This is a genomic window from Streptomyces inhibens (assembly GCF_022221585.1).
Lineage (GTDB): Bacteria > Actinomycetota > Actinomycetes > Streptomycetales > Streptomycetaceae > Streptomyces > Streptomyces inhibens.
Map to the genome: position 1 here is coordinate 5,010,955 of NZ_CP084681.1, position 11,239 is coordinate 5,022,193.

General features: G+C 72.6%; 10 protein-coding genes. 1 reads left to right on the forward strand and 9 read right to left on the reverse strand.

Annotated elements, in window-relative coordinates; translation table 11 throughout:
* Positions 1–35: 35 nt before the first annotated feature.
* From KI385_RS22860 to pdhA, 9 genes are all read right to left on the reverse strand, one after another.
* A complete protein-coding gene (locus KI385_RS22860; RefSeq protein WP_238574028.1) occupies positions 36–599 on the reverse strand; it encodes a bacterial proteasome activator family protein in 564 nt (187 codons plus the stop codon).
* 138 nt (positions 600–737) lie between these two features.
* Positions 738–1,034, reverse strand: coding sequence for a hypothetical protein (locus KI385_RS22865; RefSeq protein ID WP_238578104.1), 297 nt, complete (start codon positions 1,032–1,034; stop codon positions 738–740).
* Positions 1,035–1,769: 735 nt separating this feature from the next.
* Entirely contained in the window at positions 1,770–2,747 is a 978-nt protein-coding gene (locus tag KI385_RS22870) for an NAD(P)H-quinone oxidoreductase (protein WP_238574029.1), read from the reverse strand.
* Positions 2,748–2,841: 94 nt separating this feature from the next.
* Entirely contained in the window at positions 2,842–3,975 is a 1,134-nt protein-coding gene (locus KI385_RS22875) for a potassium channel family protein (protein WP_238574030.1), read from the reverse strand.
* On the reverse strand, positions 3,972–5,531 hold the full coding sequence (locus KI385_RS22880) for a molybdopterin molybdotransferase MoeA (protein WP_238577806.1): 1,560 nt from the start codon (positions 5,529–5,531) through the stop codon (positions 3,972–3,974). Before KI385_RS22880 ends, KI385_RS22875 begins: the two co-directional genes overlap by 4 nt.
* A gap of 56 nt (positions 5,532–5,587) precedes the next feature.
* Positions 5,588–6,544, reverse strand: coding sequence for a DUF6457 domain-containing protein (locus KI385_RS22885; protein WP_238574031.1), 957 nt, complete (start codon positions 6,542–6,544; stop codon positions 5,588–5,590).
* 132 nt (positions 6,545–6,676) lie between these two features.
* Positions 6,677–8,260 (reverse strand): dihydrolipoamide acetyltransferase family protein, encoded by a 1,584-nt coding sequence (locus KI385_RS22890; protein ID WP_238574032.1) that lies wholly within the window; start codon positions 8,258–8,260, stop codon positions 6,677–6,679.
* Entirely contained in the window at positions 8,260–9,294 is a 1,035-nt protein-coding gene (locus tag KI385_RS22895; RefSeq protein ID WP_238574033.1) for an alpha-ketoacid dehydrogenase subunit beta, read from the reverse strand. The genes KI385_RS22890 and KI385_RS22895 overlap by 1 nt, the downstream gene beginning before the upstream one ends.
* A complete protein-coding gene (pdhA, locus tag KI385_RS22900) occupies positions 9,291–10,484 on the reverse strand; it encodes a pyruvate dehydrogenase (acetyl-transferring) E1 component subunit alpha (RefSeq protein ID WP_238574034.1) in 1,194 nt (397 codons plus the stop codon). Before pdhA ends, KI385_RS22895 begins: the two co-directional genes overlap by 4 nt.
* 225 nt (positions 10,485–10,709) lie before the next feature.
* On the opposite strand from pdhA, the gene KI385_RS22905 reads away from it, so the two are divergent.
* The gene (locus KI385_RS22905; RefSeq protein ID WP_238574035.1) at positions 10,710–11,228 is read left to right on the forward strand and encodes an Lrp/AsnC family transcriptional regulator; all 519 of its coding nucleotides are present in this window, start codon (positions 10,710–10,712) and stop codon (positions 11,226–11,228) included.
* Positions 11,229–11,239: the final 11 nt, after the last annotated feature.

The following is an 11,239-nucleotide window of genomic DNA, read 5'->3' on the forward strand; positions in this document are numbered from 1 at the left end:
CGCGTGCCGGCCCCTCCGGCCATCCTGCGGGATCGTTAGAGGTACGGGCCCGACCGGGCACCGCCGTGGCCGGGCTTGCCCTCGTCGCTCTCCATCGGCGCGACACCGGGCGGCAGCGCACGGCGCATCGACTCCAGCTGGGCGCGGGCCGCCATCTGCTGGGCGAACAGCGCGGTCTGAATGCCGTGGAAGAGGCCCTCCAGCCAGCCCACCAGCTGGGCCTGCGCGATCCGCAGCTCCGCTTCCGTCGGCACCGATTCATTGGTGAACGGCAGCGAAAGCCGCTCCAGCTCCTCCACCAGCTCGGGCGCCAGCCCGTCCTCCAGCTCCTTGACCGAGCTGGAGTGGATCTCCTTGAGCCGGACCCGGCTTGCCTCGTCCAGAGGAGCGGCCTTCACCTCCTCCAGCAACTGCTTGATCATGCTGCCGATGCGCATGACCTTCGCCGGCTGTTCGACCATGTCCGTCACCGGGATTTCGCGGGGCTCCTCGGCATCGTCCCCACCACCGGAGCCGGCGCTGCCGAGCGCCATGCCGTCCGGACCGACAACCAGGACGTGCGGGTTCTCCTGCGACCGTTCGTTCATCGGCATATCCATGCCGCCATTCTCTCGTACGAGGGCTTATGGACGGTGGTGCCCCCGGGAGAAGATGATCCACCTTTCTGGGTGGATCCTGCGGGCGTTGTTTCACGTGAAACAACGGGATTCCCGTCGTTTCACGTGAAACACCCGGAATCAGCGTCGGCGCAGCCGAAGCCCGAAGAAGGCGAGGCCGAGGCCGGTGAGCGCGAGACCGGCGCCCATCGGGAGCACCCGCTCGACCGGGGCCGTCGGGGAGTCCATGGCGTACGGACTCTCGGTTGCGGCCGATTCGCCATCCGCGGTTCCCGGTGCGGAGCGGGATTCCTTCTTCGGAGCATCCGGCGTCGGGAGCGGCGGCAGCTTCTCGTAGGAACGCCGGGTGAGCCGGTCCGCGACATAGCGCGAGGGGGACGGCCGCGCCGGGGCGGTGGCGGGGGGCGCCGAGGGCACGGCGCGCCGCGACGACGGCGTGCGCCCGCCGGGCGGGCGGTGTGCGCGATCGGTGTCGGACGGGCCCGACGGCCGGGACGGCCTGTGCCTGCCCGCGGCCTCGCCGCCGCCGGGGTAGGGGGCGGAGTAGGGCGGGCCGGGGAAATCAGGGCCGAACGGGTGATGCCGGTGGTGGTGCCACCGTCCGCGCCCGGGCGGACCACCCGGGTGATGGTGCGGATGGCGCGAGAACCCCGGAAGACCGTATGGCAGGCCGGGGAAGCGGTCCGGAAGCTCCGGTAGGCGCGCCGGGGCTCCTGGGTGGCCGGCGTGGGCGCGGTCCGTCAGAGCCCCGCCCGCCGGCGGTTCGGCCAGATAGTCGTCGACCCCGTAAGCATCGGCCCCAAAGACCCCGAAGTCATCGGGCACGTAGTCGTCACGCGGATCATTGGGGCGGGCGAGCTCCGGAGGGCGATCAACCGGTGTGGACCGCCGGTCCGACGCCGCCGCGGAGGTTGCTCCCACTGGGACGGGCAGGACAACGGCGGCCACCAACAAACCGGTGGCAATGCGCGAACGGAATCCTGGAGCGACCACAAGCCCCTCCCGTGCCGAGCCGTCGGGTGACCTGCCCAGCGTCACATGTGATCAGATTCACGGCATCTTGGACATGTCGGCCGAGTTATCTGCCGAGGGCACGGGAGGGGCGGACGCAGGCGGCCCGGGCTGCTGGTGGCCGGGGCGGGCCCGACAGGCTCAGACCGTCAGCACGACCTTGCCGACATGCGCGCTCGCGTCCACGACGCGGTGCGCCTCGGCGGCGTCCGCCATCGGCAGCGAACGGTCCACGATCGCCCGGACCTGGCCGTTGCTGATCAGCGGCCAGACATGTTCGCGTACGGCGGCGACGATGGCGGCCTTCTCGCTCAGCGGGCGGGCGCGCAGCCCGGCGCCGGTGATCGCCGCGCGCTTGGCCATCAGGGCGGCGAGGTTCAGCTCCGCCTTCACCCCGCCCTGCAGCCCGATGATCGCCAGCCGTCCGCTGATCGCGAGCGCCTTGACGTTCCGCTGCAGATATTTCGCACCGATGATGTCGAGGATGACATCCGCGCCCTTGCCGTCGGTGGCCTTGCGGATCTCCTGGACGAAGTCCTGCTCGCGGTAGTCGATGAGGATGTCCGCGCCCAACTCGGCGCAACGGGCCAGCTTCTCGGGGCCGCCCGCGGTGACCGCGACCCGCGCGCCGACGGCCTTGGCGAGCTGGATCGCCATCGTGCCGATACCGCTGGCGCCGCCGTGGACCAGCAGCGTCTCACCGGGCCGCAGGTGCGCGATCATGAAGACGTTGGACCAGACGGTGCAGGTCACCTCGGGCAGAGCGGCGGCCGTGACCAGGTCCAGGCCGGCCGGCACCGGCAGTACCTGCCCGGCCGGGACGGCGACCTTCTCCGCGTAACCGCCGCCCGCCAGCAGCGCGCACACCTCGTCGCCGACGGCCCAGCCGTGCACGCCGGGTCCGACCTCGATGATCCGCCCCGAGCACTCCAGACCGGGGTACGGGGAGGAGCCGGGCGGCGGGTCGTAGAAGCCCTGGCGCTGGAGCAGGTCGGCGCGGTTCACGGCGCTGGCCGCGACCTCGATCAGGACCTCACCCTGGGCGGGCTGCGGATCGGGCACTTCCGCCCAGACAAGTGCTTCCGGGCCACCGGGCTCCGGGACAGTGATCGCTCGCATGGGCGCGAGGCTACTCGCCGTCCGCGTACGGAGCGACGGTGCGGGGGCCGACGGCTACGGCCGGGTCGGCCACCCGCCTGCGCCCGGACGTGGGTTATTCATCCACCCGGCGCATCGGGGAGACGCTGGTGCCGGGCAGCTTGACGGGCTGCTTGCCGGGGAGATCGGGCTCCTCCGAGGGGCCCGCGCGGACGATGGTGATCAGACGGTCCGTGCTCTGCAGCGGGCTGGCCGCCGGATCGTCGTACCCAAGGAGCCGATGGCCGCGCAGAACGGAGACGACCAGGTCATCGGTCTCCCGTACGGACTTGCCGACCTCTGCCTTCACCACCGGGCGTTCCACCAGGTCGAGGCCGCTGCCCTGTTGGATCAGATCCTCCATGACCAGGCCCGCGCTCGGGCTGTGGACGGAGAGCCCCAGCAGCCGGCCGGCCGCGCTGGCGGAGGTGATCACGGCGTCGGCGCCGGACTGCCGCAGCAGCGGGGCGTTCTCCTCCTCCCGCACCGCCGCGACGATATTGGCCTTCCTGTTGAGCTGACGGGCGGTCAACGAGACCAGCACGGCGGTGTCATCGCGCTGGGTGGCGATGACGACCTGGTGGGCGCGCTGGACCTCGGCCCGCAGCAGCACATCACTGCGGGTCGCGTCGCCGACCACCCCTGCGTACCCGTCGGCCACCGCCGCGTCGATCACCTTGGAGCTCGGGTCGACGATGACGATGCGGTCGCGGCTGAGCCCCGTCGCGCGGAGGGTCTGGGCGGCGGAACGGCCCTTGGTCCCGAAGCCGACGATGACGGTGTGGTCGCGCAAGGCTTTTCTCCAGCGTTTCAGTTGCCACTGCTCGCGGGTGCGCTCGGTCAGCACTTCCAGTGTGGTGCCGACCAGGATGATCAGGAAAACCACCCGGAGCGGCGTGATGAGCAGGATGTTCAGCAGCCGTGCCCGGTCGCCGTACGGGACGATGTCGCCGTAGCCCGTGGTGGAGAGCGTGACGGTCGCGTAGTAGAAGCAGTCGAGCAGATCGAGTGTCCCGTTGGCGTTGTCGTGGTACTCGTCGCGGTCCATCCAGACGATCAAGACCGTCACGAGCAGAACGAGCAGCGCCATCAGCAGACGGCGGGCGACCTGCCGCAGCGGCGCCTTGGGCGCGCGGCGCGGCAGCATCACCCGGTGTGACCGGTCCTCGGGTACCTCGCGTGCCGCGGCGTCGTGGGACGGGAGCTTCACGCGGAGCCTCCGGTGGGTACGTACGGGGCCCCGGGGGCAGTCCAGCCTGTCGACGAGCCCGGCGTCCAGCCCGCCGACCAGCCTGCCGACCAGGGAAGTTCAAGGAGTTCGAGCTCGGCGCCGCGCTCCGCGCCACCGGGCGGTACGACGGCCAGCGCATCGGCGGTGGCGATCCCGCGCAGCATCGCGGGGCCGTGGAAGTGCAGCGGAGCCGCCATCAGGCCGTACCGCTCGTCGTCGCGGTAGGCCACCGGCACCAGCCGGGTGTCCTGCGGATGGCCGTGGACGGGGGCGGCCAGCGGCATGCGGTACGGCGCGACGGGAGGGCGGGCGGCGAGCGTGCGGAGCAGCGGCTCGGCGAGCGTGCACAAGCCGGAGACGGCGGCGAGGGGGTTGCCGGGGAGGCCCACGAGATGCCGGCGCGGGGCGAGGCGGGCGAGCAGCATGGGGTGCCCGGGGCGTACCGCCACGCCGTCCACCAGCACCTCCGCGCCCAGGCGGCGCAGGGTGGGGTGCACATGGTCGACGGGGCCCGACGCGGTGCCGCCGGTGGTGATCACCACATCGGCGGTGGACTCCGCGATGGCCGCGTACAACGTGTCGGCGTCGTCGGCGAGATGGCGCGGCGCGGCCGCCTCGACGCCCAGCGCATGCATCCAGGGGCTGAGCATCGGGCCGAGCGCATCGCGGATCCGGCCCTCCTGGGGCAGGCCGTGCTGAAGCAACTCATCGCCCAGGACGAGGATTTCGGCGCGCGGCCGGGGGTAGGCGGTCAGCTCGTCGTAGCCGGCCGCCGCGGCCAGGCCGAGGACGGCGGGGGTCACCAGGGCTCCGGCGGGCAGGAGTTGGTCGCCACGGCGGCACTCCTGGCCGCGCGGGCGGATGTCCTGGCCAGGGGGTGCGGGCCGCGGCGCGTACAGCCGCGCCCCGCCGTCGCTCAGCTCACGGACCTCGCCGTGCTCGCTGCGCAGCACGGCGGTGGCGCCGGACGGGATGCGCGCGCCGGTGGCGATCGGGATGGCATGGCCGTCGGGCAGCGCCTCGGTGGGGGCGTGACCAGCGAGGATGCCGGCGTGAGGGCCGGCCCCGGCTTCGCCGGCGGGGTGATCGATGCGCCAGGGCCCGGGGCCGGAGACCGCCCAGCCGTCCATCGCCGAGGTGTCGAACGACGGCAGATCGGTCAGCGCGGTGAGGGGCGCGGCGAGCGTACGGCCGAGGGCCTCGCCGAGCGTCGAGGTCTCGGGCGGGGGCGGCCCGGGTACGGCGCGTTCGGCGATGTCACGGGCGGTGTGCCAGGGGAGGGCGGACGGGGTGGGGTGGGGGTTGCGGGTTGGGGGGCCTTGGGGGGTGGTGCTGTCCGCAGGGTCGGTGGGGTCCGTGGATCCCGTGGGGTCGCCGGTCGTGGGTGTGCGGGCGCCGGCGGTGGGAGGGTTGCTGTCACCACCCCTGGTGGCCGGTGCATCGGCTGCCGCGGCTCCGCGGACGTTGTTGGCCAGCGCGAGCGCGTCGTCGAACGGGTCACCGCGCCCTTCGTCGCCCCACGCCTCGCGCACCATGCCGCCGGACTCCCCGCCAAGCTCCCTGTCGTACTCCCCGCCGAACTCCCCGTGGGTCATTCTGCGGGCTTCGCTTCGCCACCCGTGGTGCCGTCGGCACCGGCCGGGCCGTCGGACTCCTCGGCCTCCGCGGCCCAGCGGTTGGCCAGTGCGGCGGCCCGGTCGGACAGCTCCTTCACATCCCGGCCCTGCCGGCCCGCCGCGTAACCGATCAGGAAGGTCGTCAGCGGCGCGGCCGGGCGGGCCACGCCGTGCGCCGCGTCCCGCGCGAGATCGAGAAGCGCCGCCGTGTCGACATCGAGCTCGATGCCCAGTTCGGCCTTGACTGCGGTGATCCATTCATCCAACACGTTTCCATGCTCCCTGATACGGGCGCGTGCCGCGCTGATGTCTTCCCAGGTGTCGCAGTCGAAGGATGCCGTGGAAGTGGCGTCCGGGACCCGTTCGAGCACCAACTTGGTCAACACGGCGCGCAGCGGGAGACCGGCCAGGGTGCCGTGTTCGGCCCGCACCCGCGCCAGCTCACGGCGCAGCGGCTCGGCCCGATAGGCGGCCACCAGCGGCTGGTCCCGTCCCGAGGCGTCCTGGAGCATCGCGCCGTCACGGGGCGCGGAACCGTCGTCGGCGAGGTCGGCAGCGGCGTCGGTCGGCCGGGGGGCGGCGCTCGCCTTTCGTGTCGCCGCCTCCAGGAGGCCGCGTACGGTCGCGGCGGTCAGGAACGGCAGATCGGCGGAGAGGACGAGCACCGTCGGGGCGGTGGTGTGCCGCAGGCCGGCGTCCAGCGCGGCGAGCGGGCCGCCGCCGGGTGGGTCCTCCAGGGCACGGACGACCGCGCGGGTGGTCGGGCGACCGGGACCGACGACGACGGTGATCGCCGCGTCGGGGCAGGCGGCGAGCACCCGGTCCAGCAGCGGGCGGCCGCCGACGGACAGCGCGGGTTTGTCCGCCCCGCCGAGCCGCCGGGCCGCGCCCCCGGCCAGGACGATGGTGTCGTAGTCGGTGTGGTCACTCACCCCATGAGTGTCGCTCACCCCTTGAGTATCGCCAGGGGCGCGCCGATCACACCGACACCGCTGCGCTCACCCCCGTCGCATCGCAGCGTTCACCAGCGCCCGCAGCAACGTTCACCAGCCCGCAGCACTCGTTCACAGCGCCCGCAGCAACAGCGCGGGCTGCTCCACACAGTCGGCCACGAACCGCAGGAAGCCGCCGGCGGTGCCGCCGTCACACACCCGGTGATCGAAGGTCAGCGAGAGCTGGACGACCTGCCGGACGGCCAACTCCCCCTCGTGCACCCAAGGTTTGGCCGCTATCCGCCCGACGCCGAGCATCGCCGCCTCCGGGTGGTTGATGATCGGTGTGGAGCCGTCGACGCCGAAGACGCCGTAGTTGTTGAGGGTGAAGGTGCCGTGGGTCAGCTCGGCCAGGGTCAGCCCGCCGGCCCTGGCGGTTTCGGTGAGCCGGGCGAACTCGGCGGACAGCGCCTCGACCGTCCGGGCATGAGCGTCCCGTACGACCGGCACCACCAGGCCGCGGTCGGTCTGCGCCGCGAACCCCAGATGGACGGCGGGCAGCCGCACGATCTCCTGGGCCTTGGTGTCGACGGTGGCGTTGAGCTCGGGGAACCGTGCGAGCGCGGCCGTACAGATCCGGGCCAGCAGCGCGAGCAGCGACACCTTGGGGGCACCCGGCACATTCATCGCCTTACGGGCAGCGAGGAGTTCGGTGGCATCGGCGTCCACCCAGCAGGTCGCCTCCGGGATCTCCCGGCGGCTGCGGCTGAACTTCTCGGCGGCCACACCGAGCATCCCCTTCAGCGGGATCCGCTCCTCGCCCGCCATGGCGGCGGCCCCGGCGGTGGGTACGGCCCCGGTCGACGGCGCGGCGCCCAGGGACGGCGCGGCCGCGGTGGCGGTCGCGGCCCCAGCCGCCGTCTCTCGTTCCCGCCGCGCCCGGATCGCACACTCGACGTCCGTACGGAGGATCAGCCCATCCCGCCCGGACCCCGTCAAATCCCGCAGATCCAGCCCGTTTTCCCGCGCCATCCGACGCACCAACGGCGAGATCACCGCCGCCGTACGGCTACCGGCGTCCACCTCATCGGGCTCGGCCGCCCCGGCCGACCCGTTCACCCCGGTGCCCCCGGCCGCCCCCGCAGCCGTCACACCGGCCCCGGCCTCGTCGGGGCCGGCCGCGCCGGCTGCCCCGGTCTCCCCTTGGCCGGGCGGCCGCGGCACTCCCGCCATGGGGCCCGCTCCGCCCCCCGGCCGGATCCGGCGCCGCCGCGCCGCCGCCGCGCTCGTGCCGTATCCGACAAGCACATTCCCGGACCCGGAGTCCGCCGCGCCCTCCGAAGGCGAAGCGGAAGCCGCCCCGGAAGCCGGCGCCGCGACCGAAGCACCCTCCTCAGGCACCCCACCCGGCGCACCCGCCCCGGATCCCGCCCCAGTTCCCGGCCCGTCGCCCGCCAGATCGTCCGGTACCGCGCCCACCGCGACCGTCACCAGGGGCGCGCCCACGGGGACTTCCGCCCCCTCCTCGCCGAAGCGGGCGGTCACCACGCCCCCGTATGGGCACGGCACCTCCACCATCGCCTTGGCGGTTTCGACCTCCACCACCGGCTGGTCGATGGCCACCACCTCGCCGACCTCGACCAGCCATTGCACGATCGTCGCCTCGGTGAGGCCTTCCCCCAGGTCGGGCAGGGTGAATTCGCGGACCACGGCCATCACTCACCACGTCCCTCGGTCCAGTCCGACTCCCACTGGAGGCGGGCGACGGTGTCCAGGATCCGGTCCACGCCCGGCAGATGGTGCCGTTCCAGCATGGGCGGCGGATAGGGGATGTCGAAGCCGGCGACGCGCAACACCGGCGCCTCCAGGTGGTGGAAGCAGCGCTCGGTGATCCGTGCGGCGATCTCCCCTCCCGGACCGCCGAACCCGTTGGACTCATGGACGATCACGGCCCGTCCGGTGCGCCGCACCGACGCGCAGACCGTGTCGTCGTCGAACGGCATCAGCGAGCGCAGATCGACCACTTCCAGGTCCCAGCCCTCGGCGCGGGCGGCCTCGGCGGCCTCCATACAGACCGGGAGCGACGGGCCGTAGGTGATCAGCGTGGCGCTGCTGCCGCGGCGCCGTACCTCGGCGCGGCCCAGGGGGGCGACCGGTGTGGGTGCGTCGGGCGACCAGTCGGCCTTGGACCAGTAGAGCCGCTTGGGCTCCAGGAAGACGACCGGGTCGTCGGAGGCGATGGCGGCGCGCAGCAGCCCGTAGGCGTCCTCGACGGTCGCCGGGGTGACGACCTGGAGCCCCGGGGTGGCGAGGTAGTACGCCTCGGAGGAGTCGCTGTGGTGCTCGACCCCGCCGATCCCGCCGCCGTAGGGGATACGGATGGTCAGCGGCATCGGCAGCGCGCCGCGGGTGCGGTTGCGCATCCGGGCGACATGGCTGATCAGCTGCTCGAACGCCGGGTAGGCGAACGCGTCGAACTGCATCTCGACGACCGGCCGCAGCCCGTACATGGCCATGCCGACGGCGGTGCCCAGGATGCCGGCCTCGGCGAGCGCGGTGTCCGTGCAGCGGTCGTCGCCGAACTCCTTGGCCAGACCGTCGGTGACCCGGAAGACACCACCCAGGGTGCCGACGTCCTCGCCCATGACATGGACGGACGGGTCCTCGGCCATGGCATCGCGCAGCGCGCGGGTCAGCGCCTGCGCCATGGTGGCGGGCTTGCGCGCGGTCGCCGGAGCGGTGGTCGTCATGGCCTGGCCTCCTCGGCGGACCTGTCGGTGCCCGCTGCGTCCTCGGTGTGTCCGGCGGCCTCGGCGTCCAGCTCGGCACGCAACTGCGCCGCCTGTGCACGCAGTTGGCTGGTCTGCTGGGCGAATACGTGGGTGAACAGGTCCATCGGGTCCAGCTGCGGCTCGGCGTTCATCCGCTCCCGCAGGCCGGCCGCCAGCTGCTCGGCGCCGTCCCGGGTGTCGCGGACGAATTCGTCGGTCAGCAGATCGCGGGCCACCAGCTCGCGCTCCAGAAGGGCTATCGGGTCGTGTGCCCGCCAGGTCTCGACCTCGGCATCGGTGCGGTAGCGGGTGGCGTCGTCGGCGTTGGTGTGTGCCTCGATGCGGTAGGTGACGGCCTCGATCAGGGTCGGACCGCCGCCCCTGCGGGCGCGCTGCACGGCCTCGGTGAGCACCTCGTGCATCGCGGGTGCGTCATTGCCGTCGACCAGGCGGCCCGGCATGCCGTATCCGACCGCCTTGTGGGCGAGGGACGGCGCGGCGGTCTGCTTGGCGAGCGGCACGGAGATCGCGAAGCCGTTGTTCTGTACGAGGAAGACGACCGGCGCCTGCCAGAGCGCCGCGAAGTTCAGCGCCTCGTGGAAGTCGCCCTCGCTGGTGCCGCCGTCGCCGACCATGGCCAGCGCCACCACCTCGTCGCCCTTGAGGCGGGCGGCGTGCGCCAGGCCCACGGCATGCGGGAGCTGGGTGGCGAGCGGGGTGCACAGGGGGGCGATGCGGTGTTCGTGCGGGTCGTAGCCGTTGTGCCAGTCGCCGCGCAGCAGGGTCAGCGCCTGTACGGGGTCGAGGCCGCGGGCCACGGCGGCCAGGGTGTCGCGATAGCTGGGGAAGAGCCAGTCCCGGTCCTCGAGCGCCAGAGCGGCGGCGACCTCGCAGGCCTCCTGCCCCGTGGAGGACGGGTAGACCGCCAGCCGCCCCTGCCGGGTCAGGGCCGTGGCCTGGGTGTTGTATCGGCGACCGCGCACCAGCTGGACGTAGAGCCGGGTCAGCAGTCCGGAGTCGAGCCGGGCCGCGGCGTCCGTCCCCAGGAGGCGGTACGGCTCCGCGTCGGGCAGGAGAGGCGCGGGATCGACGCGCGGCCGCCAGGCGGGCGGCGGGCCGGCCAGGCTGCTCTTGTTCCTGCTGCTGCCAGGCTGCTCAAGGACCGTCATGTCGAGCACCTCCTTGGTTGGAAGGGGGTGGCGCGATGCGCCTCATGTGGGTGGTGGGCGGACGGCGGATGGGCAAGATGGAATCGGTCGGGGCGGGTGCGCCCTTCCCTACCGATTGTTCGGTCGCCGATTCATTTTGGCTACAGGCGGGCTCAGCCTGTGGACAAACGGTTCTCCACAGCTTGAGATGAAGACAGGGCGTCCACAAAGGGAAGGCGGGACCATATGCCGGACGAACAGATGGCCAACGCCGGCGGGCAGCCGCCGACGGCACCCACCGCGCCATCACCGGCCGCGCGCCCGCTGGACACCATCGACCGCTCGATCCTGCGCATGCTGCAGAACGACGGCCGGGCCTCGATACGCTCCGTGGCCGAGCGGGTGCATGTCTCGCGCGCCAACGCCTACGCGCGCATAAACCGGCTGATGGACGACGGGGTGATCCGCGGCTTCAGCGCCCTCGTCGACCAGGAACGGGCAGGTCAGGGCGCTTCCGCGTACATCACGCTGAAGATCGTGCAGAACTCCTGGCGGACCGTGCGCAAGCAGCTCACCACGCTGCCCGGCGCCACCCACATCGCGCTGGTCAGCGGTGATTTCGATGTGCTGCTGCTGGTCCACACCAAGGACAACCGGGAGCTGCGGGAGCTGGTCCTCACCCGTATCCAGTCGATACCGGAGGTGCTCAGCACCCGCACCCTGCTGGTCTTCGAGGAGACCGACCTCGGGCCCGAGCAGGAGTGACCCGGGCTTCT